The sequence below is a fragment of the Kitasatospora sp. NPDC092286 genome (assembly GCF_044755565.1).
Classification (GTDB): domain Bacteria; phylum Actinomycetota; class Actinomycetes; order Streptomycetales; family Streptomycetaceae; genus Kitasatospora.
In genome coordinates this window covers 16,288-40,713 of the sequence record NZ_JBIVRD010000010.1, presented here as the reverse complement: position 1 = coordinate 40,713, position 24,426 = coordinate 16,288, and the positions used below count along the sequence as shown (strand labels likewise).

At 73.0% G+C, this 24,426-nt stretch carries 28 protein-coding genes; 18 read left to right on the top strand and 10 right to left on the bottom strand.

Translation table 11 applies throughout. The annotated features are described in order from the left end of the window. Positions 1-203: 203 nt before the first annotated feature. From ACIQIB_RS12375 to ACIQIB_RS12340, 8 genes are all read left to right on the top strand, one after another. Positions 204-1,802, top strand: a complete 1,599-nt coding sequence (locus ACIQIB_RS12375; protein ID WP_400757757.1) for an ABC-F family ATP-binding cassette domain-containing protein — start codon at positions 204-206, stop codon at positions 1,800-1,802. Positions 1,803-2,129: 327 nt separating this feature from the next. Next, positions 2,130-2,363: a helix-turn-helix domain-containing protein gene (locus ACIQIB_RS12370; RefSeq protein WP_030059940.1), complete on the top strand. Its 234-nt coding sequence runs from the start codon at positions 2,130-2,132 to the stop codon at positions 2,361-2,363. A gap of 220 nt (positions 2,364-2,583) precedes the next feature. After that, positions 2,584-3,390 (top strand): enoyl-CoA hydratase/isomerase family protein, encoded by an 807-nt coding sequence (locus ACIQIB_RS12365; RefSeq protein ID WP_363607951.1) that lies wholly within the window; start codon positions 2,584-2,586, stop codon positions 3,388-3,390. 167 nt (positions 3,391-3,557) lie between these two features. After that, positions 3,558-4,079, top strand: coding sequence for an Asp23/Gls24 family envelope stress response protein (locus tag ACIQIB_RS12360; protein WP_363607950.1), 522 nt, complete (start codon positions 3,558-3,560; stop codon positions 4,077-4,079). 46 nt (positions 4,080-4,125) lie between these two features. Beyond that, positions 4,126-4,317 carry a hypothetical protein gene (locus tag ACIQIB_RS12355; RefSeq protein ID WP_196951007.1) on the top strand — a complete coding sequence of 64 codons (192 nt, stop codon included), beginning with the start codon at positions 4,126-4,128 and terminating at the stop codon, positions 4,315-4,317. After that, positions 4,317-4,664 carry a hypothetical protein gene (locus tag ACIQIB_RS12350; RefSeq protein ID WP_363607949.1) on the top strand — a complete coding sequence of 116 codons (348 nt, stop codon included), beginning with the start codon at positions 4,317-4,319 and terminating at the stop codon, positions 4,662-4,664. Before ACIQIB_RS12355 ends, ACIQIB_RS12350 begins: the two co-directional genes overlap by 1 nt. Next, positions 4,661-5,329 (top strand): DUF6286 domain-containing protein, encoded by a 669-nt coding sequence (locus tag ACIQIB_RS12345; protein WP_400757756.1) that lies wholly within the window; start codon positions 4,661-4,663, stop codon positions 5,327-5,329. The genes ACIQIB_RS12350 and ACIQIB_RS12345 overlap by 4 nt, the downstream gene beginning before the upstream one ends. A gap of 31 nt (positions 5,330-5,360) precedes the next feature. After that, positions 5,361-5,999, top strand: a complete 639-nt coding sequence (locus ACIQIB_RS12340) for an alkaline shock response membrane anchor protein AmaP (protein WP_363607947.1) — start codon at positions 5,361-5,363, stop codon at positions 5,997-5,999. Positions 6,000-6,036: 37 nt separating this feature from the next. Here ACIQIB_RS12340 and ACIQIB_RS12335 read toward each other — a convergent pair whose 3' ends face one another. Continuing rightward, positions 6,037-6,807, bottom strand: coding sequence for an SDR family oxidoreductase (locus ACIQIB_RS12335; RefSeq protein WP_363607946.1), 771 nt, complete (start codon positions 6,805-6,807; stop codon positions 6,037-6,039). Positions 6,808-6,977: 170 nt separating this feature from the next. Here ACIQIB_RS12335 and ACIQIB_RS12330 point away from each other — a divergent pair, with 170 nt between their 5' ends. Next, positions 6,978-7,400, top strand: a complete 423-nt coding sequence (locus tag ACIQIB_RS12330; protein WP_363607945.1) for a MerR family transcriptional regulator — start codon at positions 6,978-6,980, stop codon at positions 7,398-7,400. A gap of 3 nt (positions 7,401-7,403) precedes the next feature. After that, entirely contained in the window at positions 7,404-7,736 is a 333-nt protein-coding gene (gene trxA / locus ACIQIB_RS12325; RefSeq protein WP_363607944.1) for a thioredoxin, read from the top strand. A 26-nt stretch (positions 7,737-7,762) separates the two neighbouring features. Here trxA and ACIQIB_RS12320 read toward each other — a convergent pair whose 3' ends face one another. After that, complete coding sequence (locus ACIQIB_RS12320; RefSeq protein ID WP_363607943.1) at positions 7,763-8,563, bottom strand: SURF1 family protein; 801 nt, start codon at positions 8,561-8,563, stop codon at positions 7,763-7,765. A gap of 31 nt (positions 8,564-8,594) precedes the next feature. Then, on the bottom strand, positions 8,595-9,590 hold the full coding sequence (locus tag ACIQIB_RS12315; RefSeq protein WP_363607942.1) for a DEDDh family exonuclease: 996 nt from the start codon (positions 9,588-9,590) through the stop codon (positions 8,595-8,597). A gap of 157 nt (positions 9,591-9,747) precedes the next feature. Between ACIQIB_RS12315 and ACIQIB_RS12310 the strand changes: the two genes are divergently transcribed. From ACIQIB_RS12310 to moaA, 4 genes are all read left to right on the top strand, one after another. After that, the gene (locus ACIQIB_RS12310) at positions 9,748-10,791 is read left to right on the top strand and encodes a zinc-dependent alcohol dehydrogenase family protein (RefSeq protein WP_400757755.1); all 1,044 of its coding nucleotides are present in this window, start codon (positions 9,748-9,750) and stop codon (positions 10,789-10,791) included. Between the two features lie 238 nt (positions 10,792-11,029). Next, a complete protein-coding gene (locus ACIQIB_RS12305; RefSeq protein WP_400654014.1) occupies positions 11,030-11,386 on the top strand; it encodes a DUF485 domain-containing protein in 357 nt (118 codons plus the stop codon). Beyond that, entirely contained in the window at positions 11,383-12,993 is a 1,611-nt protein-coding gene (locus ACIQIB_RS12300) for a cation acetate symporter (RefSeq protein ID WP_363607939.1), read from the top strand. The genes ACIQIB_RS12305 and ACIQIB_RS12300 overlap by 4 nt, the downstream gene beginning before the upstream one ends. Positions 12,994-13,071: 78 nt before the next feature. Next, positions 13,072-14,061 (top strand): GTP 3',8-cyclase MoaA, encoded by a 990-nt coding sequence (gene moaA / locus ACIQIB_RS12295; protein WP_363607938.1) that lies wholly within the window; start codon positions 13,072-13,074, stop codon positions 14,059-14,061. A gap of 17 nt (positions 14,062-14,078) precedes the next feature. Here moaA and ACIQIB_RS12290 read toward each other — a convergent pair whose 3' ends face one another. The 6 genes from ACIQIB_RS12290 to ACIQIB_RS12265 all read right to left on the bottom strand — a co-directional run bounded on the left by ACIQIB_RS12290 (position 14,079) and on the right by ACIQIB_RS12265 (position 19,980). Then, the gene (locus ACIQIB_RS12290; RefSeq protein WP_400757754.1) at positions 14,079-14,348 is read right to left on the bottom strand and encodes a hypothetical protein; all 270 of its coding nucleotides are present in this window, start codon (positions 14,346-14,348) and stop codon (positions 14,079-14,081) included. A 308-nt stretch (positions 14,349-14,656) separates the two neighbouring features. Beyond that, positions 14,657-15,040, bottom strand: a complete 384-nt coding sequence (locus ACIQIB_RS12285) for a DUF3099 domain-containing protein (protein ID WP_363607936.1) — start codon at positions 15,038-15,040, stop codon at positions 14,657-14,659. A gap of 3 nt (positions 15,041-15,043) precedes the next feature. Further along, positions 15,044-15,691 (bottom strand): RNA 2'-phosphotransferase, encoded by a 648-nt coding sequence (locus ACIQIB_RS12280; RefSeq protein WP_363607935.1) that lies wholly within the window; start codon positions 15,689-15,691, stop codon positions 15,044-15,046. 31 nt (positions 15,692-15,722) lie between these two features. Further along, on the bottom strand, positions 15,723-17,120 hold the full coding sequence (locus tag ACIQIB_RS12275; protein WP_400757753.1) for a metallopeptidase TldD-related protein: 1,398 nt from the start codon (positions 17,118-17,120) through the stop codon (positions 15,723-15,725). Beyond that, positions 17,120-18,682: a TldD/PmbA family protein gene (locus tag ACIQIB_RS12270; RefSeq protein ID WP_400757752.1), complete on the bottom strand. Its 1,563-nt coding sequence runs from the start codon at positions 18,680-18,682 to the stop codon at positions 17,120-17,122. Before ACIQIB_RS12270 ends, ACIQIB_RS12275 begins: the two co-directional genes overlap by 1 nt. A 152-nt stretch (positions 18,683-18,834) precedes the next feature. Next, positions 18,835-19,980, bottom strand: a complete 1,146-nt coding sequence (locus ACIQIB_RS12265) for an MBL fold metallo-hydrolase (protein ID WP_363607932.1) — start codon at positions 19,978-19,980, stop codon at positions 18,835-18,837. 383 nt (positions 19,981-20,363) lie between these two features. Here ACIQIB_RS12265 and fabG point away from each other — a divergent pair, with 383 nt between their 5' ends. Further along, positions 20,364-21,083 (top strand): 3-oxoacyl-[acyl-carrier-protein] reductase, encoded by a 720-nt coding sequence (gene fabG / locus ACIQIB_RS12260; RefSeq protein ID WP_363607931.1) that lies wholly within the window; start codon positions 20,364-20,366, stop codon positions 21,081-21,083. 2 nt (positions 21,084-21,085) lie between these two features. Then, positions 21,086-21,853 (top strand): enoyl-ACP reductase FabI, encoded by a 768-nt coding sequence (gene fabI, locus ACIQIB_RS12255; RefSeq protein WP_363607930.1) that lies wholly within the window; start codon positions 21,086-21,088, stop codon positions 21,851-21,853. A gap of 169 nt (positions 21,854-22,022) precedes the next feature. Here the strand turns inward: fabI and ACIQIB_RS12250 are convergent, their stop codons facing one another. Beyond that, positions 22,023-22,697 carry a FadR/GntR family transcriptional regulator gene (locus ACIQIB_RS12250; RefSeq protein WP_363607929.1) on the bottom strand — a complete coding sequence of 225 codons (675 nt, stop codon included), beginning with the start codon at positions 22,695-22,697 and terminating at the stop codon, positions 22,023-22,025. Between the two features lie 131 nt (positions 22,698-22,828). On the opposite strand from ACIQIB_RS12250, the gene ACIQIB_RS12245 reads away from it, so the two are divergent. Beyond that, positions 22,829-24,115 (top strand): CynX/NimT family MFS transporter, encoded by a 1,287-nt coding sequence (locus ACIQIB_RS12245; RefSeq protein WP_400757751.1) that lies wholly within the window; start codon positions 22,829-22,831, stop codon positions 24,113-24,115. A 55-nt stretch (positions 24,116-24,170) separates the two neighbouring features. Further along, a complete protein-coding gene (locus ACIQIB_RS12240; protein WP_363607927.1) occupies positions 24,171-24,293 on the top strand; it encodes an SGM_5486 family transporter-associated protein in 123 nt (40 codons plus the stop codon). Positions 24,294-24,426: the final 133 nt, after the last annotated feature.

Genomic DNA, 24,426 nt, shown 5'->3' with positions numbered 1-24,426 from the left:
TCCCGGTACCCCGCCACGGTAATTCCCGGAGGCCGTCTCGCGCGGCCCGGTAGACTTGCCGTCATGGCTGTTCTCTCCGGGCACTAGCGGGCGAGCGGCGCCGCCCCCGTGCGGTCCGCCGATCACCGACGAAGCCCCTTCCCGCTGCCCGGCCCCGGGCCATGCCCAGGCGCCCGCCCACGTCCCAGGAGTAGTCCCCAGCCATGATTTCCGTCAACGCCCTTGAGCTGCGCGCCGGTGCCCGGATCCTGATCGAGTCCGCCAGTTTCAAGGTCGCCCCGGGCGACCGGATCGGTCTGGTCGGGCGCAACGGCGCCGGCAAGACCACCCTCACCAAGGTGCTGGCCGGCGAGGGCATGCCGGCCGCGGGTGCGGTCACCCGCTCCGGCGAGGTCGGCTACCTCCCGCAGGATCCCCGTACCGGCGACCTCGACGTCCTCGCCAAGGACCGCATCCTCTCCGCGCGCGGTCTGGACACCGTGCTGCGGAAGATGCGCGAGAACGAGGACCGGATGGCGAACGGCAAGGGCGCCACCCAGGAGAACGCGATGAAGAAGTACGCGCGCCTGGAGACGGAGTTCCTCACCAAGGGCGGGTACGCCGCCGAGGCCGAGGCCGCGACCATCGCCGCCGCCCTGGGCCTGCCGGACCGCATCCTCGGCCAGCAGCTGCACACCCTCTCCGGTGGCCAGCGCCGCCGCGTCGAGCTGGCCCGGATCCTCTTCTCGGACTCCGACGTGCTGCTGCTCGACGAGCCCACCAACCACCTCGACGCCGACTCGATCGTCTGGCTGCGGGACTTCCTGAAGACCTACAAGGGCGGCTTCATCGTGATCTCGCACGATGTCGACCTGGTCGAGACGGTCGTCAACAAGGTGTTCTACCTGGACGCCAACCGCTCCGCGATCGACGTCTACAACATGGGCTGGAAGCAGTACCAGCAGCAGCGCGAGGACGACGAGAAGCGCCGCAAGCGCGAGCGGGCCAACGCCGAGAAGAAGGCCGCCACCCTCAACGCGCAGGCGGACAAGATGCGCGCCAAGGCGACCAAGACGGTGGCCGCGCAGAACATGGCCCGCCGCGCGGACAAGCTGCTCTCCGGGCTGGAGCAGGTCCGGATGAACGACAAGGTCGCCAAGCTGCGCTTCCCGGACCCGGCGCCCTGCGGCAAGACCCCGCTGACCGCCAGCGGCCTGTCCAAGTCGTACGGCTCGCTGGAGATCTTCACCGATGTCGACCTGGCGATCGACCGCGGTTCGCGGGTCGTCGTGCTGGGCTTCAACGGCGCCGGCAAGACCACCCTGCTGCGGATGCTGGCCGGGGTGGAGAAGCCGGACACCGGCGAGGTCGTCCCGGGCCACGGCCTGAAGATCGGCTACTACGCCCAGGAGCACGAGACCCTGGACCCGGACCGCACGGTGCTGGAGAACATGCGCTCCTCGGCGCCGGACACGGACCTGGTGCAGATCCGCAAGATCCTCGGTTCGTTCCTGTTCTCCGGCGACGACGTCGACAAGCCCGCCGGGGTGCTCTCCGGCGGTGAGAAGACCCGGCTCGCGCTGGCCGCGCTGGTGGTCTCCAGTGCCAATGTGCTGCTGCTCGACGAGCCCACCAACAACCTCGACCCGGCCAGCCGCGAGGAGATCCTCGGCGCGCTGCGCGAGTTCAGCGGCGCGGTCGTGCTGGTCACCCACGACGAGGGCGCGGTCGACGCGCTCCAGCCGGAGCGGATCATCCTGCTGCCGGACGGTGTGGAGGACCTGTGGAGCCCGGCGTACGCCGATCTGGTCTCGCTCGCCTGACCGGCGGTAGACACCTCCTCCGCTTTTTGGACCAGAAAAACTAGTCCTTACGGCGTGTCCGGGAATGAAGAGGTCCGGCATTCCGTTTGAGTAGCTCCTGTCGGCCCGCCACTCGATCGTGGTCGGGCCGACGCTGCTGATCAGCCGTTTCGCTCCGGACGGCGGTATCGCCCCGGGGGCGTGCACTCTGCGTGAGCGCCCTTGTGCGCTCGGATCACCACCGACGGACCGCGCATTCCCGACATCGACCTTGTCGAATGGGTGGCCAGGACGCTGTGGATGGGTGATCATGGGAATCTGACCGAGCAACGCTACGAGGAGGCACGGGTGGCCGAGACTCTGAAAAAGGGCAGCCGGGTGACCGGTGCCGCGCGTGAGAAGCTCGCGGCCGATCTCAAGAAGAAGTACGACTCCGGGGCGAGCATTCGTGCTCTCGCGGAGGAGACCGGTCGTTCGTACGGCTTCGTGCACCGGATGCTGAGCGAGTCCGGAGTGATCCTCCGGGGCCGCGGTGGTGCCACGCGTGGCAAGAACAAAGCTACTGCCGGGGCTGGTTCCTGACGGTCCGTCAATTCTATGAGCGGATGACTCGGCGGCAGGGCGCCGACCGGGGAGGCGGCATCGATCGCCCGCCCCCGGCCACAGCGAACCGGCCGCCGATCGTCATGTCCGCGGTGGCGTCCGTCCCGGCGCCCCGATCTTTCCGCGCCGGCGTCTGCCGCTGCGCCGCCAGTTTTGTTACTCTCCGGTAGCCACGTCCCTCGCCACCGGAGGTCCCCGCATGACCGCCCCCGCCACCGACCCGCAGGCCCCGAGCTGGGAGCAGGACGGCGTCCGTCTGGAGATCGACGGCGCGCTCGCCACCGTCACCCTCTGTCAGCCCAAACGGCGTAACGCCCAGTCGCCCGCGATGTGGCGCGCCCTGGCGTCCGTGGGCCGGCAGCTGCCCGGCCAGGTCCGGGTGGTGCTGCTGCGCGCCGAGGGCGTCTCCTTCTCCGCCGGCCTGGACCGCGCGATGTTCACCCCCGAGGGCATCCCCGGCGAGCGCACCTTCCTCCAGCTGGCCGCCGCCGCGGACCGCGACCTCGACGACACCATCGCCTCCTACCAGGAGGCCTTCACCTGGTGGCGCCGCCCCGACCTGGTCTCGATCGCTGCCGTCCAGGGCCACGCCGTCGGCGCCGGCTTCCAGCTCGCCCTCGGCTGCGACCTGCGAGTGGTCGCCGACGACGTCCAGTTCGCCATGAAGGAGACCTCGCTCGGCCTCGTCCCCGACCTGGCCGGCACCAAGCCGCTCACCGAACTGGTCGGCTACGCCAGGGCGCTGGAGATCTGCGCCACCGGGCGCTGGGTCGGCGCCGAGGAGGCGACCGCCACCGGGCTGGCCAACCTGGCCGTCCCCGCCGCCGAGCTGGACGCCACCGCCCGTGATCTCGCCGCCGCGCTGCTGGCCGCGCCGCGGGACGCCGTCATCGAGACCAAGGCCCTGCTCCAGGGCGCGGGCGGGCGCTCGTACGACGAGCAGCGCTCGGCCGAACGGGTGGCGCAGGCCCGTCGCCTGCGCGATCTGGCCGGCCTCGGCGACTGACGCCCACCGCGCGGGCAGGGCCCGGCTCCGGGGGCGATCCCGGGGAGCCGGGCCCTCGGCGTTCCCCGGGCCGGCCGGCCGCCGTTCCGGGGGCGGGAATCGTGGCGAAATGCCAGAGTTGGAGTGATTCGGGATATAGCTATGGCCGTACGACGGGAGAAGCGCTCATGCCTGACACTCCGACGCCCGCCACGCTGCACAAGAACCCCTCCGCCGCCGCCTCCTCGGCCTCGTCCTCCTCGTCCTCCTCGCTCGCCGAGGGGAAGAGGTCGGCGAGCGAGCGCGGACGCACCGCGCTGGCCGTCGGCGTGGTGGAGAAGATCGCCGGTATGGCCGCCCGCGAGGTCTCCGGCATCCACGCCCTCGGCTCGGGTCTCTCCCGCACCTTCGGCGCGATGCGCGACCGGGTGCCGGGCGGCAAGTCCAGCATCGGACGCGGCATCAAGGCCGAGGTCGGCGAGAAGCAGACCGCCATCGACATCGCCCTGGTCGTCGAGTACGGCGTGGTCATCCCCGAACTGGCCCGCCAGGTACGGGAGAACATCATCGACTCGGTCGAGCGGATGACCGGCCTCGAAGTCGTCGAGGTCAACATCGCCGTCAACGACGTCCATCTCCCCGACGAACCGGACGTCGAGGAGGAGGAAGAGGAGACCCTCTCCTCCGGCCAGCGGCCCAAGCTGAAGTAGCCCGACCGGCCGGACCCGGCCGGCGGCGGAGGACGAGGAGGAGCGGATGAACCTGGCCATCGTCGGCCTGGTGGTGGGTATGGCCCTGGGCTTCGCCGGATATTTCGGCGGGTTCGCGGCCTTCCTGCTGGTGGCCGCGCTCGGGCTGGTCGGCTTCGTGGTCGGGCGACTGCTGGAGGGCGACATAGAGCTCGGTGACCTGGGCGACCTGCTGCGCGGCCGCGACCGGCGCCGCTGATGGCGGCCCTCGCGACCACCTCCCCCCGTGACCCCGGCGCCCGGGGCCGGCTGCGGGTCGCCGACCGCGTCTACGCCCGGATCGCCGCCCGGGCCGCTCGCGAGGCGCTCACCGAGGCGTGGCACGGCCGGGCGGAGCGGGGCAGGCCGCCCAGGGTGTCCGTCTCCACGCCGGGCAGCACCGTCACCGTCCGGGTCGCCGTCGAACTGCCCTTCCCCGCCGACCTGGCGGCGCTCGCCCGGGCCGTGCGCGAGCGGATCGCCGCGCAGGTCGGCGGGCTGACCGGGACCAGGGTGGCCGGGGTGGTGGTGGTCGTCGAGCGGCTGGTGACCGGGGGCCGCGCATGACCGAGCAGACGCCCGGGACACCGTCGGAGGGGGCGGCCGAGCCGGGCCCGCCCACCGAGCCGCCCACCGAGCCGCCCACCGAGCCGTCCACCGGGGCGCCGAGCGAGCCACGGACCGTCGCGGCCCGGGTGCCCCGGCCGCGGTCCGCGCGGACGGCCGCCGCCGCGCTGGTCGCCACCGGTGTCCTGGTGATCGCCGGGGCGCTGCTCTACGACGTGGTCGCCGTCCGCACCGGGCACCCCGCCCTCCGGTGGCGCGCCGAGACCGCCGACGAGCTGGCCACCCGGCACCTGGACGACCTCTGGGTGCTGATCGGTGCCGGAGCCGCCGCCCTGCTCGGCGGTCGGCTGCTCTGGCTCGCCTTCGCGCCCGGCCTGCGCCGCTGGCTCGCGCTGCGGCCGCACGGTGAGACCGCCGCCGCCATCGACCGCGCCGGGGTGGGCCATCTGCTGGCCGACCGCGCCGCCGGGCTGCCGGGTGTCGAGCACATCGTGATCCGGATCAACCGCCGCCGGGTCCGGGTCACCCTGGTGGGTCCCGCCGATCCGGCCTTCGTCCAGGCCCGGCTGCGGGAGGAGCTGGCGCGGGTGACCCTGGCCCGGCCGCTGCGGCTCGACGTCCGGGCGGACCGTCCGGGGTCCGGAACGCGCGGAGCGGGCGGATGAGCGGCGTACGGGCGGAGAGAGGAGCCGACGGATGAGCCGGTCCACCGTGAACCGGGTGCTGCTGGGAGTGGCCGGGGTGGTGCTGCTGGCGGTCGGGGTGCTGGTGCTGGCCGGCGGGCTCGACCTGTACGGGCGGCTCGGGGTGGATCCGCCGTCGTGGTGGCCGCTCACCTCGCCGGACCAGCCGGTGGTCAGCGTCCGCACCCGGACCCGCTGGGTGGACGCCTCCTGGTGGTGGCCCGCCGTGATCGGCGGACTGACCGTCCTGGTGGCCGGCATGATCTGGTGGCTCTTCGCCCAGCTGCGGCGCAGCGGCCCGGCGAGCATCGACGTCCCCACGCCCGGCGCGCCCGGGCTGCGGCTGCGGCTGCGGACCCACGCGCTGGAGGACGCGCTGGAGACGGGCACGGTGGTGCTCCCCGAGGTCGAGCGGGCAGGCGTCCGGCTGGTGCGTGCGCCGGGTGGGCCGCGGCTGCGCGGCGCCGTCCGGCTGACCCCGGGCGGGGACCCGGCGGCGCTGGTCGAGCACTTCGACACCGGTCCGCGCGCCGACGCCGCGGCCAGCCTCGGGCTGACCGCGCTGCGGGCCGACCTCCGCGTCCGGGTGCTGCGGGCGAAGCACACCGAGCCGCGCCGCCGAGGCCGGCGCAGACAGCCGCGGGTCCGGTGACCGGAGGGGGTGGCGTGGGCCGCCCCCTCCGGTCACGTCAGAGGCCGCGCAGGGCGCCGCCGTCGACCGGGACCATGACGCCGGTCAGGTAGGACGCGGCGGGGGAGAGCAGGAAGGCGGCGACCTTGCCGAACTCCTCCGGGGTGCCGTACCGGCCGAGCGGGATGGCGGCGCTGTGGTGAGTGCGGGCGGCCTCGGGGTCGCCGCCGAGGGCGTCGAGTTCGCGGACCCGGTCGGTGTCGATCCGGGCCGGGAGCAGGCCGACCACCCGGATGCCGCGCGGCCCCAGCTCGTCGGCGAGCGACTTGGCGGCCATCGCCAGGCCGGGGCGCAGGCCGTTGGAGATGCCGAGGCCGGGGATGGGCTGGCGGACCGAGCTGGAGAGCACGAAGCCGATCACACCGCCCGCGCCGAGTGCGTCGGCCGCCGCCCGGGCGATCCGCAGGGCGCCGAGGAAGAGCGACTCGAAGGCGTCGCGCCAGGCCTCCTCGGCGGCGGTGGAGACCGGGCCGGCCTGCGGGCCGCCGACGCTGATCAGTACGCCGTCCAGCCGGCCGAAGTGCTCGGCGGCCTCCGTCACCAGCCGGGCGGCGGTGGCCGGGTCGGCGTTGTCGGCCACCAGGCCGTGTGCGGCCCCCCGGCCGCCGAGCGCGTCCAGTTCGGCGACTGCCGCCGCCACCGACTCCTTGCCCCGGCCGCTGACCAGCACCCGGGCACCGTCGGCGGCCAGCTCCCGGGCGGCCGCGAGGCCGAGGCCCCGGGTGGCGCCGGTGACCACGTACACCCTGTCCTTCAGTCCAAGATCCATGCCCCCATCCTGCCGGGTGGCGGCAGCGGGCGGGTAGGGGCCCGCCGGGCCGGGGTTCCGGGGGAGTGACCCCGGGGGCTGGCCTTGACGTCGGCGTCAAGGTCTACCGTCGTTCACGGCGGCGTCCGGACGGCGGCGTTCGGACGGCGGCCGGAAGGAGCGGTGCGGTCATGCGGATCGGCGAGCTGGCGAGGCGGGCGGGGACGACCACCCGGGCCCTGCGGTACTACGAGCAGCTCGGGCTGTTGCCCGCCCGGCGGGCCGGCAACGGCTACCGCGCCTACGGCGAGGACGATCTGCGGCTGCTCCGGCAGATCCGCACCCTCCAGGACTTCGGCTTCGGGCTGGAGGAGACCCGGCCGTTCGTGGAGTGCCTGCAGGCCGGTCACCCGGAGGGGGACTCCTGCCCGGCCTCGCTGGAGGTCTACCGGCGCAAGCTGGCCGAGCTGGACGAGTGCATCGCCCGGCTCCAGGAGGTCCGTGCGCAGGTGGCCGAACAGTTCTCCCGGGCGGAGCTCGCCCGGGACGAGCTGGCGGCCGGGGCCGGGCAGGCGCCGCTCTGCGAGTTGGCGACCGATTGGAAGGAGACGTAGACGATGGTGCAGATCACAGGGGTGCCGGCGGTCACGGACGAGACGTTCGCGGCCGAGGTGCTGGCGGCCGAGGGGCCGGTGCTGGTGGACTTCACGGCGGACTGGTGCCCGCCGTGCCGGATGATGGCGCCGGTGCTGGCCGACCTGGCCCGCGAGGAGGGGCACCGGATGACCGTGGTCCAGCTGGACGTGGACAGCAATCCGCAGACGCAGGCGGCGTACGGGGTGCTGTCGATGCCGACGCTGATGGTGTTCCGGGACGGGCAGCCGGTGAAGTCCGTGGTCGGTGCCCGGGCCAAGACCCGGCTGCTGCGGGAGCTGGACGACGTGCTCTGAGCGGGCTCCGGCGGGGCCGCCGGAGGTCAGGCCGGTACGGCCACCGGCGGCACCTCGGCCTCGGCGGCCTCCTTGGCGCGATCCCTGGCCTCGCGGCGGACGATCACCCAGAGACCGACCGGGATCATCGCGGTGAACAGCCACCACTGGATCGCGTACGCCATGTGCGGGCCGATGTCGGAGTGGTTGGGCTCGGGCAGCAGCTGGGGCTGGTCGCCGGGGGCCGGGGCGGTGTCGGTGAGCTCCAGGTAACCGCCGAGGAGGGTGGCACCGGTCTCCTTGGCCTGCTGCTCGGTGCTGATCAGGTTGAACTGCCGGTCGGGCAGGCCGGCCCGGTCGCGGATACCGCTGCCGGCCGCGGTCTCGTCGGCACGCAGCCGGCCGGTGAGGGCGACCTCGCCGGCCGGCGCGGCCGGCACCGGCGGGTAGGCGGTGGCGGAGTCGCCGGACGGCACCCAGCCGCGGTTGACCAGGACGGTGCCCTTGCCGTCGGCGAGCGCCAGCGGGGTGATCACGAAGTAACCGATCTTGTCCCCGCTGGAGTCGGTCCGCTTGCGGACCACGAACTCGTGCGCCGGGTCGTACTGTCCGGTGGCCGTCACCGCGCGCCACGTCAGGTCCTTGGGCACCGTGAAACCGGGCGTCGCCGACAGGGTGTCGAACGGGACCGGCCGGTCGGTGAGGGCCTGGGTGATCAGCTCGTTGCGGTCCACCCGCGCCTCGTGGCGGTGCAGCTGCCAGAACCCCAGCCTGATCGTGGCGGGGATCAGGAGCAGGGCGATCAGCAGGGTGATCAGCCAGCGCCGGGAGAGCAGAAAACGGTACACACGGGCACGGTACGCCCACCTCACGGCGCGATCACGCACCGGGGTGCGGAGCGACCTCGCGCAGCAACTGGAGGAAGGCGTCCTCGGTGACCACCGGGGTGCCGACCTCGCGGGCCCTGCGGGCCTTGCCGCTCCAGCTGCCGGGCTCGTTGGTGACCAGCAGGCTGGTGAGCCGGCTCACCGAGGTGGCGATGTGCAGGCCGGCCTCCACCGCGCGGTCCTCCAGCAGCTCGCGGTCGGTGGCGGTGTCGCCGGTGATCGCCACCCGCATGCCCTGCACCAGCGGCTTGCCGTCCTCCCAGCGCCCCGGGTTGGGGTACGGGCACGGCGGGCGCTTCCTGGCCTGGCGGTACGAGGAGCCGGTCCAGGAGGCGCGGCCGGGCGCCGCGGGCTCGTCCTCGCCGAGGTCGGTGACGGCCACGCAGGCCTGCAGCGGCAGCGGGACGCCCCCCTGGCGGGCCAGGTGCAGGCTGGGGCGGAAGGCCTCGGCGAGCACCCGGGCGTCGTCCAGGGCGTTGTGCGCCTGGCGCTGCTGGACACCGAAGTAGGCGGCGAGCGAGGACAGTTTGCCGTTGGGCAGCGGGAGCCGCAGGTCGCGGGAGAGGACCATGGTGCAGAGCCGCTGGTCCACCGGGGCGTGCAGGCCGGCCCGGGAGAACTCGCGGGAGATCATGTTCCAGTCGAAGAGCGCGTTGTGGGCGACCAGCACCCGGCCGCGCAGCCGCTCGGCGAGTGCCCCGGCGATCTGCGGGAAGGTCGGGGCGTCCGCGAGCAGCTCGTCGGTCAGGCCGTGGATCCAGACCGGTCCCGGGTCCCGCTCGGGGTTGACCAGGGTGTACCAGTGGTCGGTGACCTCGCCGTCGGGGTCCAGCTGGTAGACGCCCGCCGAGATGACACGGTCCGAGCGGCCGAGGCCGGTGGTCTCGACGTCGACCACCGCGAAGCCCTCGGTGGGGGCGGCGGAGCGCTGGGCGGGGACGGGGACGGTCCGCGGCGCGCCGTACGTCTCGGGCTGGATCGCATGCATGGTCAAACAGAATAAGCGCCGTCCGGGCCGGGTCCGGTCGAAATGAGGTGGCGGACGGGCCGGAATAGAGTGGTCGACGTATTCGTCGTACATCCGGTCGAATATCTCCCGGTCGTTCGCCACCCCCGGCGACGGCCTCTGCGAAGGACGAACCCTCATGCGCGCCACCGTGATCCACGGCCCCAACGACATCCGGATCGAGGACGTACCGGACCCGGTGATCCAGCAGCCCACCGATGTCGTCCTTCGGGTGGTGAACGCCTGCATCTGCGGCAGCGACCTGTGGGCGTACCGGGGTGTGGCCGCGCGGACGGCCGGGCAGCGGATCGGGCACGAGTTCCTCGGCGTGGTCGAGGACGCCGGGTCCGAGGTGCGCGGCTTCAGGCCGGGCGACCTCGTGGTGGCCCCGTTCGTCTGGTCGGACGGCACCTGCGAGTTCTGCCGCGAGGGTCTGCAGACCTCCTGTCCGCACGGCGGCTTCTGGGGCCAGGTCGGCTCGGACGGCGGTCAGGGCGAGGCGGTGCGCGTCCCGTACGCCGACGGCACGCTGGTGGGGCTGCCCAGGGAGGCGGCGGCGGACGAGAAGCTGCTGCCCAACCTGCTCGCCCTCTCCGACGTGATGGCCACCGGGCACCACGCGGCGGTCTCGGCCAGGGTGCGGCCGGGGTCCACCGCCGCGGTGGTCGGCGACGGTGCGGTGGGCCTGTGCGGCGTGCTGGCCGCGCGCCGGCTCGGTGCGGGCCGGATCATCGCGCTCGGCCGGCACACCGCCCGGACCGACCTGGCCCGCCGCTTCGGCGCGACCGATGTGGTGGCCGAGCGCGGCGAGGCGGGGATCGAGGCGGTCAAGGAGCTGACCGGCGGCCAGGGCGCGCACGCCGTGCTGGAGGCCGTCGGCACCGAGGAGTCGATGCGCACCGCGGTCTCGATCGCCCGGGACGGCGGCGCGGTCGGCTACGTCGGTGTGCCGCACGGCGGCAGCGCGGGCGTGGACATCGGTCAGATGTTCGGCCGAAACGTTTCGCTCAACGGCGGTGTCGCCCCCGCCCGCGCCTACATCCCCGAGCTGCTGCCCGACGTTCTCTCCGGCGCCATCGAGCCCGGGCTGGTCTTCGACCGCACGGTGGACCTGGACGGCGTCCCGGACGGCTACCGGGCGATGGACGACCGCTCCGCCCTCAAGGTGCGGATCGCCTTCTGATCCGGCGTCACCAGGGGCGGCACCGCAGGCCGGTGCCGCCCTTTCGCATGCCCGGAAGTGATGGTTTTCGGCCAATTGGGCAGCACGAGGGGGTGAATGGTCGGCTGAACACGGTCAAACCCTTCCGGGGCGGGTGCGACCCTCCTAGCATTGCGCGGCGCGCAGCCGGACTGTGACTCCGCTCACGTCCGCTCGTTCCACCTGTGCGACCGCCACGCCGAAGGAGTGAGGAGTCAGAGTGGAATCGCCGTCGATCACCACTGTCCCTACGGAAGTCCAACTCATCGATGAGAGCAGGGAGTTCCGTGCCCTGCGGCACTCGTTCCGGAGCTTCGCGTTCCCCGTCACCATCGGATTCGTCCTCTGGTACCTGCTCTACATCCTGCTCTCCAGCTACGCGCCCGGCCTGATGGGCACCAGGGTCGTCGGGCACATCAACGTCGCCCTGGTGCTGGGGCTGCTGCAGTTCGTCACCACCTTCGCCATCGCGGCCTGGTACGCGCGCTACGCGGACCGGCGGCTCGACCCGCCCGCCGCCGCGATCCGCGAAGCCCAGGGCGCCGTGGTCCACGCCCCCCGGGAGGCCGCCGAATGACCCTGCTCGCCAGCTCCGCCACCGAGCACCGCGGCCTGACGATGACCCTCTTCGGGTTCTTCGTGCTGGCCACCCTCGGCATCACCGTCTGGGCCGGGCGGCAGACCAAGGACGCCGCCGACTTCTACGCCGGCGGCCGCGGCTTCACCGGCTTCCAGAACGGTCTGGCCATCTCCGGCGACTACATGTCCGCCGCGTCCTTCCTCGGCATCGCCGGCGCCATCGCGCTCTCCGGTTACGACGGCTTCCTCTACTCGATCGGCTTCCTGGTCGCCTGGCTGGTCGCCCTGCTGCTGGTCGCCGAACCGCTGCGCAACTCCGGCCGCTTCACCATGGCCGACGTACTCGCCTTCCGGATGCGGCAGCGGCCGGTCCGCACCGCCGCCGGGGTCTCCACCATCGTGGTGTCGATCTTCTACCTGCTGGCCCAGATGGTCGGCGCGGGGACGCTGGTGGCGCTGCTGCTCGGCGTCAGCGGGGACGGCGCCAAGCGCCTGACCGTCGTCGCCGTCGGCGCACTGATGGTGATCTACGTGGTGATAGGGGGGATGAAGGGCACCACCTGGGTGCAGATCGTCAAGGCCGTGCTGCTGATCGCGGGCACCGCGCTGATGACCGTGCTGGTCCTCGCCAAGTACCACTTCAACCCCTCCGCGCTGCTGGGCGCCGCCGCCGACGCCAGCGGCAAGGGAGCCGCCTTCCTCGAACCGGGGCTGAAGTACGGCGCCACCGGCACCAGCAAGCTCGACTTCATCAGCCTGGGGATCGCCCTGGTGCTCGGTACCGCCGGACTCCCGCACATCCTGGTCCGCTTCTACACGGTGCCCACCGCCAAGGCGGCCCGGAAGTCGGTGCTCTGGGCGATCGGCATCATCGGCGCCTTCTACCTGATGACCCTGGCGCTCGGCTTCGGCGCGGCCGCGCTGGTCGGCCACAAGGCGATCGAGGACACCAAGTCCTCCGGCAACACCGCCGCCCCGCTGCTCGCCGAGCAACTCGGCGGCGGTGCGGGCTCCACCGGCGGGGCGATCCTGCTGGCGGTGATCTCCGCCGTCGCGTTCGCCACCATCCTCGCGGTGGTCGCCGGACTCACCCTGGCCTCCTCGGCCTCCTTCGCGCACGACCTGTACGCCAACGTCATCCGGCGCGGCCGGGCCAGCGAGAAGGAGGAGGTGCGCTCGGCCAAATGGGCCGCCGTCGCGATCGGCGCGGTCGCGATCGTGCTCAGTCTCTTCGCGGGCAAGCTCAACACCGCCGCGCTGGTCGCCCTGGCGTTCGCGGTGGCCGCCTCGGCCAACCTGCCCACCCTGCTCTACTCGCTGTTCTGGAAGCGGTTCACCACCACCGGCGCGGTCAGCTCGGTCTACGCCGGGCTGGTCACCTCGGTGGTGCTGGTGCTCTTCTCGCCGGTCGTCTCCGGCGCCAAGACCTCGCTCTTCCCGAACCACGACTTCCACTGGTTCCCGCTGGAGAACCCCGGCCTGGTCTCCATCCCGGTCGGCTTCCTGGCGGGCTGGGTCGCCACCCTCCTCTCGAAGGAACGCGCCGATCCGGCGAAGTACGCTGAACTGGAGGTTCGGTCGCTGACCGGACTGGGCGCCCACTGACAGCCGGGCGATGACTAGGCTGGCCCGGCCCCGCCGTGACGGTGGCCGGGCCGGCCGCATTCTCCGGAAGGGACCGCCGTGCTGCTCGACACCTTCGGCCGCCGCGCCGTCGACCTGCGGGTCTCCCTCACCGACCGGTGCAATCTGCGCTGCACCTACTGCATGCCCGAGGAGGGCCTGCAGTGGCTGGCCAAGCCCGACCTGCTCACCGACGAGGAGATCGTCCGGCTGATCGCCCTCGCCGTCCGTGACCTCGGCGTCCGGGAGGTCCGCTTCACCGGTGGCGAGCCGCTGCTGCGGCCCGGACTGGTCGCCGTCGTGGCCGCCTGCGCCGAGCTCGAACCGCGCCCCGAACTCTCCCTCACCACCAACGGGATAGGCCTCGCCCGGACCGCCGAGGCGCTGCGCACCGCCGGGCTGGACCGGGTCAACGTCTCGCTCGACACCCTCGACCCGGACACCTTCCACACCCTCACCCGCCGCCACCGGCACCAGGACGTCCTGGACGGGCTGGCCGCCGCCGAGACCGCCGGGCTGGCGCCGGTCAAGCTGAACGCCGTCCTGATGCGCGGGGTCAACGACCACGAGGCGCCGGAGCTGCTCGCCTGGTGCCTGGAGCGCGGGTACGAGCTGCGGTTCATCGAGCAGATGCCGCTGGACGCGCAGCACGGCTGGGACCGCACGTCGATGGTCACCGCCGAGGAGATCCTGGAGCGGCTCGCCGCCCGCTTCGCGCTCACCCCCGAGCCCTCGGTCCGGCGGGGCGCGGCACCCGCCGAGCGCTGGCTGGTGGACGGCGGCCCCGGCCGGGTGGGCGTGATCGCCTCCGTCACCCGCCCGTTCTGCCGCGCCTGCGACCGGACCAGGCTGACCGCCGACGGCCAGGTGCGCAACTGCCTGTTCGCGACCGGGGAGACGGATCTGCGGACCGCCCTGCGCTCGGGCGCCGACGACGCCGAGATCGGGGCGCTGTGGCGCGCGGCGATGTGGGGCAAGAAGGCCGGTGCCGGGATCGACAACCCCGAGTTCCTCCAGCCCGATCGGCCGATGTCGGCGATCGGCGGGTAGGGCGTGGCCCAGGGTGCCTACGGAAGGGGCCGGGCCTGCTCGTCCCCGGTGTTCCCGGTGTTCCCGGTGCTCTCGGGGGTCCAGTCGGCGAAGGCGACGACCTCCTTGAGGAAGCCGCGCACACCGAGGAACTGGGACAGGTGCTCGCGGTGCTCCTCGCAGGCCAGCCAGGTCTTGCGGCGGTCCGGGGTGTGCAGCTTGGGGTTGTTCCAGACCAGCACCCAGCGGGCGTCCGCCCGGCAGCCCTTGGCGGAGCAGACCGGCGTCTGCGTCTGCGGGGAGTCCATCGGGGCCGTCCTCAGCGGTAGGCGGGTCGTCTGTACCGCCAGTCTGTCACGCGCCCGGCACGCCCCCGTTCGCGGCCCGAGGCCGCCCGTACGCCACGCGGGGCGCCACCCGGATCCGGGCATGGCGACGCCGGGCAGCCACGGGGGGAGCCGCCCGGCGTCGGTCCGTCGCTCCGACGGGGGATGCGGAGCGCGTACGCAGTATGTCACGGTAGGGGTGACTTAAGGGGAGGTCTTGCATGATTAATCTGAGCTTCTTTTGAGCTTTCCTCTAAGGCAATTGCTGGATACCAGAGCAAAACGGGCAGTCAGCTCAAGTCCTGTGAAGAATCGGTGGGATCGCCCTTCGCACCGGGCGTACCATGCGTCGCACCCGCCCCACCCTGACCGCCGGGACCGAGCATCAGCGGGGTGCCGGCCGGCACGTCGAAGGTGCTCGGCAGTCCAGGCGCCTTCTCCCGGCCCGCGTTGGCGATCAGCACCGCGAAGTACGGCAGCAGGACCGCGCCGGCCAGCGCGACGAACGCCAGCACCCGCTGGACGTCCCACAGGACCACCGCCAGCAGCACGCAGACGGTGCGCAGCAGCATCGAGGCCACATAGCGCCGCTGCCGCCCGCGGACGTCCTCGGTGAGGCTGCTGCGCGCACCCGTGATCCGGTAGACCTCTCCATCGCCGGCGCTCTTGCCCATGTCCTACCGTCCTCGTCCAGGCACCCGCGCGTCTCGCCGCGCGGCCTCCTCACGGTACGCCGCGCCGGGGCCGCCGACGAGACCGGGGCGGAGGGGCGCGTCCTGGCGGAGCCGGCCGAGGTACTCGGGCGGTACCGCGGCGGTGAGCCAGACGCCGTTGGCGCTGACCCGGAACTCGTGGCCGGCCGCCGCCATCGCCGCCGCGTCCACGGTCAGGACCACCGGGCGGCCGTGCCGGGCGCCGACCCTGGTGGCCGTTTCGGTGTCCGCCGAGAGGTGGACGTCCTGCCGGGCCATCGGGCGCAGGCCCTCGTGGAATATCGGGTCGAGGCTCCGGGTGGCGGTGCCGTGGTACAGCACCGCCGGCGGCTCGGTGGCGGTCAGACCGAGGTCGACCGCCACCGTGTGCCCCTGACTGGCGCGGATCGAGAGACCGTCCTCGGAGTAGGCGAACCGGCGCTTGTTGTTGGTCTCCACCACGTGGTCCAGCTCGGCCCTGGTCAGCCGGTTCCCCTTCGCCGCCAGCGCGGCGAGCAGGACGTCCACCCGGACCCAGCCGGCCGCGTCCAGGGTGATCCCGACCCGGCCGGGGTCGTGCCGCAGGATCCGCGACAGCATCTTGCTGGTCCTGACCGTGCGCTTCTCGTCCACTCTCTCGATCCTTCCCCCGTGGTCAGGCGCCCTAGGACGCCTGGCTGACCGAACTCATGTTGAAATCCGGGACCCGCACCGGCGGCATCGCGGCCCGGGTGAACCAGTCGCTCCACTCCCGCGGCAGGCAGCGCTCGGTGCGGCCCACCTCGGTGATCCGGCCGAGCAGGTCGACCGGCGACTCGTTGAACCGGAAGTTGTTCACCGCGCCGACGACCTCGCCGTTCTCCACCAGGTACACGCCGTCCCGGGTGAGGCCGGTGAGCAGCAGCGTCGCCGGATCCACCTCGCGGATGTACCAGAGGCAGGTGAGCAGCAGGCCGCGCTCGGTGCGGGCGATCATCTCGTCCAGGGTCGGCGCGGACGCCTGGTCGGCGGTCTCCAGGACGAGGTTGTCCCCGGCCGGCCGCAGCGCCAGGCCGGTCAGCGCGGCGGAGTGCCGGGTGGTGACCAGATCGGTCAGCACGCCCTCGCGGATCCACTCGGTGGCGGTGAGCTCCAGGCCGTTGTCGAAGACCGAGGAGTCCCCGCCGCTGGAGTGCGCCAGCACGAACGGCGCCGTCTCCAGGCCCGGTTCGGCCGGGTCGGAGCGCAGCGTCAGCGGCAGGCCGGCGAGCTTGTCGCCGATCCGGGTGCCCCCGCCGGGCCGGGAGAAGACCGTCCGGCCCTCGGCCGCGTCCCGGCCGCCGGAGGACCAGCTCATGTACACCAGCAGGTCGGCCACCGCCGAGGGCGGCAGCAGGGTCTCGTACCGGCCGGCCGGCAGGTCGATCCTCCGGGCTCCCCAGGCGAGCCGCCTGGTCAGCTGGGCGTGCAGCTCGGTGACGTCGACGTCGGTGAAGTCCCGGGTGCCGGTGCCCGCCCAGGCCGAGCCGGAGAGGTCGGCGGTCTTGGCGTTCAGCTCGACCATGCCGGTGGGCTGGTCGTGGCGCAGCCGCAGGCCGGTGGAGGTGCCCAGGTAGCTGGAGACCATCTCGTGCCGGGCGAAGCCGTACAGCAGCTCGCCCTGGGCGGCGGCCCGGGCGAAGGCCTCGCCGAGGGCGGGCGCGAAGGCCGCGAACACCTCGATCGAGGTCTCGGCGGGCGGTTCGGTGAAGCCGGGCGAGGACGGCCGGTCGGCCACCAGGGGCTGGGCGTCCTCGGCCGGGCCGGCCGCGCGGGCGGCCTCCTCGGCGGCCCGGACCAGGCTCTCCACCTCGTCCGGCGCGACGGCCTCGCGGGAGACCACGCCGGAGGCGGTGCCCTCGGCGCCGGCCACCGTGGCGATCACGGTGAGCCGGCGGCCCCGGGTGACGCCGTTGGTGGTCAGCGCGTTGCCGGCCCAGCGGAGGTTGGCGGTGGACTCCTCGTCGGCGATCACCACGCAGCCGTCGGCGAGGGAGAGGCCGAGCGCCAGCTCGACGAGTTCGTGGGGTTGCGTCGCGGTCATCAGTGACCCGCCTCCTGCTGGGTGTTGAGCACGTTGACGTTGCGGAACAGCGCCGAGGGGCAGCCGTGGCTGACCGCCGCGATCTGGCCGGGCTGCGCCTTGCCGCAGTTGAAGGCGCCGCCGAGCACGTAGGTCTGCGGGCCGCCGACGGCCGCCATCGAGCCCCAGAAGTCGGTGGTGGTGGCCTGGTAGGCGAAGTCCTTGACCTGGCCGGCGAGTTCGCCGTTCCTGATGGCGTACGCGCGCTGGCCGGTGAACTGGAAGTTGTACCTCTGCATGTCGATCGACCAGGAACGGTCGCCGACGATGTACAGGCCGTTCTCCACGCCCGCGAACAGCCCCTGGGTGTCGGGGCCGTCGGCGGCCGGCTGGAGCGAGACGTTGGCCATCCGCTGGACCGGCACATGGGCGGGGGAGTCGGCGAAGGCGCAGCCGTTGGAGCGCTCGAAGCCCTTCAGTCTGGCCATGCTCCGGTCGAGCTGGTAGCCGACCAGGATGCCGTCCCGGACCAGGTCCCAGGACTGGGTGGCGACGCCCTCGTCGTCGTAGCCGATGGTGGAGAGGCCGTGTTCGGCGGTCCGGTCGCCGGTGACGTGCATCAGTTCGGAGCCGTACCGGAGCGACCCCAGCCGGTCGAAGGTGGCGAAGGAGGTGCCGGCGTAGGCGGCCTCGTAGCCCAGCGCGCGGTCCAGTTCGGTGGCGTGGCCGATCGACTCGTGGATGGTCAGCCAGAGGTTGGACGGGTCGACGACCAGGTCGTAGCGGCCGGCTTCGACGCTCGGCGCCTTCATCTTCTCGGCCAGCAGGACGGGCAGTTCGGCCAGCTCGGCGTTCCAGTCCCAGCCGGTGCCCGTCAGGTACTCCCAGCCGCGCCCGGCCGGCGGGGCCAGGGTGCGCATCGAGTCGAAGGCCCCGGTGCGCTCGTCGACCGAGGTGGCCTGGACCGTGGGGTGCAACCGGATCCGCTGCTGGGTGGTGACGGTGCCGGCGGTGTCCGCGTAGAACTTGTTCTCCTGGACCGTCAGCAGCGTGGCCTGGACGTGCGAGACGCCCTCGGCGGCGAGCAGCCGGGAGCTCCAGTCGGCGAGCAGGGCCGTCTTCTCGGCGTCCGGCACCTCGAAGGGGTTCACCTCGTAGGAGGAGACCCAGGTGACGTCCGGGTGGACCGGTTCGTCCGCCAGCTCGACGAGCTCCTTCGAGCCTGCCGCGCGGCCGATCCCGCCGGAGAGCCGGGCCACCGCGACGGCCTGCTCGGCGACCCCGGCCGCCGCGGCGGGGGTGAGGTCCACCCCGGCGGCGAAGCCCCAGGCGCCGTCCAGAAGCACCCGGACGGCGAAGCCCAGCTGGACGCTGTCGGAGGTGCCGGCCGGGCGGGCGTCGCGCAGCCGCCAGGAGGCGCTGCGGACCCGCTCCAGACGGAAGTCGGCGTGGGCGGCGCCGAGTTCACGGGCCCGGGTGAGCGCCGCGTCGGCGAGGGTGCGCAGCGGGTAGGCGAGGAACAGCGCGTCGACGGCGCGCCCGTGCGGGGCACGGGCGCTGCTGGTCGGGGGCTTCGGAGTCAATCGGGCTCCCTGGTCGGGGGGATGGCGGTGCGGGCACCCCCGCACAGGGATGCCCGCACCGAATCATTTCCCGTCCATGGGGTTTCGGCCAGCTCATTTCCCCGGTGACACGCGCCGGTGGCGGGCGCCGCGGGGACCTTCCGGGCCGTGCGTCAGGAGACGCTCTCCCACCAGCCGTCCAGCTCCGGCGGGCAGTCGACGTCCACCCGCTCGCCGGGGCGCGGCACCGCCAGCGGGACGGCCTGCGCCTTGGCCTCGACGAGCAGCCGCTCGACCGGCTCGGCCCACGGGTGCAGGCCCAGGTTGAAGGTGCACCAGTGGACCGGCACCAGCAGGCCCGCGTCGAGGTCGCGGTGGGCACGGACGGCGTCCTCGGGCGTCATGTGGATGTCGGCCCAGGCCGCGTCGTACGCGCCGATCTGCACCAGGGCGGCGTCGAACGGGCCGTGCTGGTCGCCGATTTTCGCGTAGCCCTCGAAGTAGCCGGAGTCCCCGGTGTAGAAGACCTTGCGGGTGGGCCCGGCGATCACCCAGGAACCCCAGAGGGTGGTGTTGCGGGTGAGGCCGCGGCCGGAGAAGTGGTGGGCGGAGGTCAGGGTGAGCACCAGTTCGCCGAGGGTGCAGGTCTCGTCCCAGTCCAGTTCGATGATCCGGTGCTCCGGGACGCCCCAGCGGCGCAGGTGGCCGCCGATGCCCAGCGGGACCGCGAACGGCGCGGACTGGCTGCGGACGAGACGCTTGACCGTCGCCATGTCCAGGTGGTCGTAGTGGTCGTGGGAGATCAGCACCGCGTCGACCCGCGGCAGTTCCTCCAGCTCCACCGGCACCGGGTGCAGCCGCTTGGGGCCGATGTGCGCGGCGGGGGAGCAGCGGTCGCTCCAGACCGGGTCGAGCAGGACCCGGGAGCCCTCGATCTCCACCAGGGCGGAGGCGTGTCCGTACCAGGTGATCTCCACGCCCTCGGCGGCCGGGCGCGACCCGTCGGCCGGGCGGACGGTCGGGACCGGGTTGGCGGGTACCCGGCCCTCGCGCTGGAACAGCATCCGGCGCGCGGTGTCCCGGTCGAAGTCGGGGGCGGACCCGGCCCGGGCCAGCGTGGAGGGCGCGTTGTGGAAGACCCCGTCGCGGTACTGCGGCGAGTCGCGCACCCGCTCCTCGCGGTCGCCGTCCGGTCGCCGCCCGAACGCCGCCGGCAGGTCGCGCAGCGACCAGGCGGCCGCTCCCGCGCCGGCCGCCAGGACGGCCAGTGCCAGCAGTCGTCCGCGCCGGCGGGTGGTACCGGGCTGTGCCTCGCTCATCCGTGCTCTGCCTTCGTTCGTCGCCGGGGCGCCGGGCCCCGCACGGCGGGGCCCGTCCAGAAGTCGGTACGGCCGGCCCCGGGTTGTCCCGCACCACCGGGGCAACGGGCGTGCCCGCCCGTGTTGTTCCCGGCCGTCCCTGTTGTTCCCGTTCCGCGGATCACGACAGCGGATACGACAGCGGACACGACAACGGCGGGACCGCGGCAGCACAACGACCTGGAGGCGGCCGGCCGCCGCCTCGGACGCGGATTGTCGGATTGCGACAGTTCCGCCGGTAAGGCGCTGTGGGAGACCGATTCGTCGCCGCCCCGGGCCGACCGATACCGTCACACTGCGTGCGCGTTTCGCCGTACGCGGATCCAACGGAGAGAGGTGGATCGTTGAGCCGCTCGGTTCTCGTCACCGGAGGAAACCGGGGCATCGGCCTCGCGATCGCCCTGGCCTTCGCCGAGGCGGGCGACAAGGTCGCCATCACCAGCCGCTCGGGTGAGGTACCCGAGGCGCTGGAGAAGTACGAGGTCCTCGCGGTGCGCTGCGACATCACCGACGCCGCGCAGGTCGATGCGGCGTTCACCGAGGTCGAGGCCAAGCACGGCGCGGTCGAGGTGCTGGTCGCGAACGCGGGCATCACCCACGACACCCTGCTGCTGCGCATGTCCGAGGAGGACTTCACCTCCGTCCTGGACACCAACCTGACCGGCACGTTCCGGGTGGTCAAGCGCGCCTCCAAGCTGATGATGCGGGCGCGCAAGGGCCGTGTTGTCCTGATCTCCTCGGTGGTCGGCCTCTCCGGCTCGCCGGGTCAGGCCAACTACGCCGCCTCCAAGGCCGGCCTGGTCGGGTTCGCCCGGTCGCTGGCGCGCGAGCTCGGCCCGCGCAACATCACCGTCAACGTGGTCGCCCCCGGCTTCGTGGACACCGACATGACCGCGGTGCTCAGCGACGAGCGCCGTGCGGAGATCGTCTCGGGCGTGCCGCTGGGCCGCTACGCGGCGCCCGCCGAGGTCGCCTCCACCGTGCGGTTCCTCGGTTCGGACGAGGCCGCGTACATCACCGGAGCCGTCATTCCCGTCGACGGCGGATTGGGCATGGGTCACTGATCATGAGTGGAATCCTTGAGGGCAAGCGGATCCTGATCACCGGTGTGCTGATGGAGTCCTCCATCGCCTTCCACACCGCGAAGCTCGCCCAGGAGCAGGGCGCCGAGATCATCCTCACCGCGTTCCCGCGGCCGAGCCTGACCGAGCGCATCGCCAAGAAGCTGCCGAAGCCGGTCAAGGTGCTGGAGCTGGACGTCTCCAGCGAGGAGCAGCTGGCGGGCATCGCCGACCAGGTCCGCGAGCACCTGCCGAGCCTGGACGGCATCGTCCACTCGATCGGCTTCGCCCCGCAGGACGCCCTGGGCGGCAACTTCCTGAACACCCCGTGGGAGTCCGTGGCGACCGCCATGCACGTCTCGGCGTTCTCGCTGAAGTCGCTCACCACGGCGCTGCTGCCGCTGATGCAGGACGGCGGCTCGGTGGTCGGCCTGACCTTCGACGCCCAGTTCGCCTGGCCGAAGTACGACTGGATGGGCCCGGCCAAGGCCGCGCTGGAGGCCACCTCCCGCTACATGGCCCGTGACCTCGGCTCCCGCAACATCCGGGTGAACCTGGTCTCGGCCGGCCCGATCGGCTCGATGGCCGCCAAGTCCATCCCGGGCTTCGGCGACCTGGCCGCCACCTGGGACAGCCGTTCCCCGCTGAAGTGGGACCTGACCGACCCGGAGCCGGCCGGCCGCGGCGTCGTGGCCCTGCTCTCCGACTGGTTCCCCAAGACCACCGGCGAGATCGTCCACGTGGACGGCGGCCTGCACGCGATCGGCGCCTGACGGCGGCGGCGCACCCGGTCCAACACCCGACCCGCCCGGTATCCCTCGCAAGGGGTACCGGGCGGGTCGCGTTCTTCGCCGCTTCGGGCGGCAGGGCCGGGGCCCGCTCTCACCAGGGGCTGTCCGGCCCGGGGTTGCCGGGCGCGGGAACCCGGGAGCCGGGACCGGGTCAGGCCTCGGCCGGGGTGCAGGCGCCGATGGCGCGGCCGGCCTCGTCCGAGGCGCGGTGGGGGTCGCCGGCCCGGATGGCGTCCACGATCCGGTCGTGGCCGAGGTAGCGCTCGGCGATCAGCTCGGGGCCGACGTCGTGGCGCAGATGGGCCCGGGTGACCTCGCCGAGGTCGGCGTAGACGGCGGCGAGCACGTCGTTGTGGGCGGCGGCGACGACGGCCTGGTGGAAGGCGGCGTCGGCCTGGACGAAGTCCTCGGCGTCGCCGGAGCGCCAGGCGTCCTCACGGCGGGCCAGGGTGGCCTCCAGCAGGCCGAGGTCGCGCTCGGTGCGGCGGGTGGCGGCCAGCCCGGCCGCCGAGGCCTCCAGGGTGACCCGCAGCTCGGCGACCTGGGCCAGGTCGGCGTCGGCGAAGCGGCGGTGCATCACGCCGGCCAGCTCGCTGGTGGCCAGGACGTAGGTGCCGGAGCCCTGGCGGATGTCCAGCAGGCCGTTGTGGGCGAGGGCGCGGACGGCCTCGCGGACGGTGTTGCGGGCCACTCCGAGCTGCTCGACCAGCGCGGCCTCGGTCGGGATGCGCGAGCCGACGGGCCATTCGCCCGAGGTGATCTGGGCGCGCAGCTGCGAGATCACCTGATCGGACAGCGGGGTGCGTCTCGGCGAGGACAGCGCCACGGGGGACTCCTTGCGGATTCGGGATCGGCGGGGGCCGGCGGCAGACGGGTGGGCCGGACCGACGGGTGGGTCGGGACATCATGCCAATTCGAGGATGCGCTAATTCATCCCATCATTCTATGATGGCTCCCATGCCTCCCGCAGCAGACACCACCGCCTCCTCCCGAACCGAGGCCCGGCCGCAGACCGAGCGGCCCCCCGCCACCCGTGGCACGCGCGTCGGCTGGTTGTTCGCCGTCGCGATCGCCGTCGCCGCCTTCAACCTCCGCCCCGTGGTCACCAGCCTCGGGCCGCTGCTCGACCAGGTCCGTGCCGACCTCGGGATGAACCCGACGCTGGCCGGCCTGCTCACCGCCGTCCCCTCGCTCTGCTTCGCCCTGTTCGGCTTCGCCGCGCCGGGCATGGCCCGCAAGGCCGGGCCGATCGCGGTGATCACCGCCGGCATGGGCGCGATCACCGCGGGCGTGCTGGCCCGCTCGTTCGCCGGCGGCACGGCGGTCTTCCTGCTGCTGACCGCGCTGGCGCTGGTCGGTGTGGCGGTCTCCAACGTGCTGATCCCCGTGGTGATCAAGCGGTACTTCCCGGAGAAGGTCGGCCCGATGATCGGCCTCTACTCCATGTCGCTGTCGGCCGGCACCGCGCTGGCCGCCGCCGTCACCGTGCCGCTGACCAGCTCGCTCGGCGGCGACTGGCGGGTGGGCCTGGGCGTCTGGGCCGCGCTCGGCGCGCTCGCCCTGCTGCTCTGGCTGCCCGTCATGCTGTCCCGGCGCGAGCGCGGCGACAGGGCCGGCGGCACGACCACCGTCCGGCTGCCGATCACCCGCAGCCGGACCGCCTGGGCGATGGCCTGCTTCTTCGGCCTCCAGGCCACCGGCGCCTACGTGGTGATGGGCTGGCTCCCGAAGATCTTCCAGGACTCCGGCGTCTCCGAGAGCGCCTCCGGGGTGCTGCTGGCGATCACCATGGCGATCGGCGTGCCGGTCTCCTTCGTGCTGCCCAACCTCGCCGCCCGTCGGGGCGACCAGCGGCTGTTCGTCGTGGTGCTCGCCGCCTGCGGCATCGCCGGGTACACCGGCCTGGCGCTGGCCCCCGCCTCCGCCTCCTGGGCCTGGGCGGTCCTGGTCGGCCTCTCCAACTGCGCGTTCCCGCTGGTGCTGACCATGATCGGGCTGCGCGCCCGGACGGCCGGCGGGGTGGCCCAGCTCTCCGCCTTCGCCCAGGGCGTCGGCTACCTGATCTCCATCCCCGGCCCGATCCTGATCGGCCGGCTCTACCAGGCCACCGGCGAGTGGTACCTGCCGCTGGGCTTCCTGGCCCTGCTGCTGGTGCCGCAGATGCTGTTCGGCCTGCGGGCCGCGATGGCCCGGCACATCGAGGACGAGGCGGTCCACCCGGCCGCGGTCCCGGTCAAGAACTGACCAACACCGAGGGGTCGGTGACCGACGGGCATGACCGGGGTGGGAGAATCCGGTCATGCCCGTACTTGATCCCAACCCCACCGACGGCCACAAGAAGCTCGGCCAGATCGCCGCGGCGATCGTCGGCATCGTGGTCCTGCTGGTGATCGTCGCCAGCGTCGCCCAGAGCCTGGGCTGACCGGGCGCGCCGTACCCGGGACGCCCCTCGGCGCCCCGGCCGTCCGGCGCCCGTCCGGCGGACGAACCCCGGCGAACGGCGCATCATGACACCCTGCACCCCTCAGGGTGGCGCCATCGGGCAGCACCGCGCC

Coding starts and splice junctions, on each gene's coding strand:
- ACIQIB_RS12245 (WP_400757751.1), top strand. CDS start 22,829: ATGCCTCCCGCAGCAGACACCACCGCCTCCTCCCGAACCGAGGCCCGG.
- ACIQIB_RS12265 (WP_363607932.1), bottom strand. CDS start 19,980: ATGAGCGAGGCACAGCCCGGTACCACCCGCCGGCGCGGACGACTGCTG.
- ACIQIB_RS12315 (WP_363607942.1), bottom strand. CDS start 9,590: ATGCATGCGATCCAGCCCGAGACGTACGGCGCGCCGCGGACCGTCCCC.
- ACIQIB_RS12275 (WP_400757753.1), bottom strand. CDS start 17,120: ATGACCGCGACGCAACCCCACGAACTCGTCGAGCTGGCGCTCGGCCTC.
- ACIQIB_RS12365 (WP_363607951.1), top strand. CDS start 2,584: ATGACCGCCCCCGCCACCGACCCGCAGGCCCCGAGCTGGGAGCAGGAC.
- ACIQIB_RS12300 (WP_363607939.1), top strand. CDS start 11,383: ATGACCCTGCTCGCCAGCTCCGCCACCGAGCACCGCGGCCTGACGATG.
- fabI (WP_363607930.1), top strand. CDS start 21,086: ATGAGTGGAATCCTTGAGGGCAAGCGGATCCTGATCACCGGTGTGCTG.
- ACIQIB_RS12335 (WP_363607946.1), bottom strand. CDS start 6,807: ATGGATCTTGGACTGAAGGACAGGGTGTACGTGGTCACCGGCGCCACC.
- ACIQIB_RS12355 (WP_196951007.1), top strand. CDS start 4,126: ATGAACCTGGCCATCGTCGGCCTGGTGGTGGGTATGGCCCTGGGCTTC.
- ACIQIB_RS12310 (WP_400757755.1), top strand. CDS start 9,748: ATGCGCGCCACCGTGATCCACGGCCCCAACGACATCCGGATCGAGGAC.
- trxA (WP_363607944.1), top strand. CDS start 7,404: ATGGTGCAGATCACAGGGGTGCCGGCGGTCACGGACGAGACGTTCGCG.
- ACIQIB_RS12290 (WP_400757754.1), bottom strand. CDS start 14,348: ATGGACTCCCCGCAGACGCAGACGCCGGTCTGCTCCGCCAAGGGCTGC.
- ACIQIB_RS12240 (WP_363607927.1), top strand. CDS start 24,171: ATGCCCGTACTTGATCCCAACCCCACCGACGGCCACAAGAAGCTCGGC.
- ACIQIB_RS12330 (WP_363607945.1), top strand. CDS start 6,978: ATGCGGATCGGCGAGCTGGCGAGGCGGGCGGGGACGACCACCCGGGCC.
- ACIQIB_RS12345 (WP_400757756.1), top strand. CDS start 4,661: ATGACCGAGCAGACGCCCGGGACACCGTCGGAGGGGGCGGCCGAGCCG.
- ACIQIB_RS12340 (WP_363607947.1), top strand. CDS start 5,361: ATGAGCCGGTCCACCGTGAACCGGGTGCTGCTGGGAGTGGCCGGGGTG.
- ACIQIB_RS12285 (WP_363607936.1), bottom strand. CDS start 15,040: ATGGGCAAGAGCGCCGGCGATGGAGAGGTCTACCGGATCACGGGTGCG.
- ACIQIB_RS12375 (WP_400757757.1), top strand. CDS start 204: ATGATTTCCGTCAACGCCCTTGAGCTGCGCGCCGGTGCCCGGATCCTG.
- ACIQIB_RS12350 (WP_363607949.1), top strand. CDS start 4,317: ATGGCGGCCCTCGCGACCACCTCCCCCCGTGACCCCGGCGCCCGGGGC.
- ACIQIB_RS12360 (WP_363607950.1), top strand. CDS start 3,558: ATGCCTGACACTCCGACGCCCGCCACGCTGCACAAGAACCCCTCCGCC.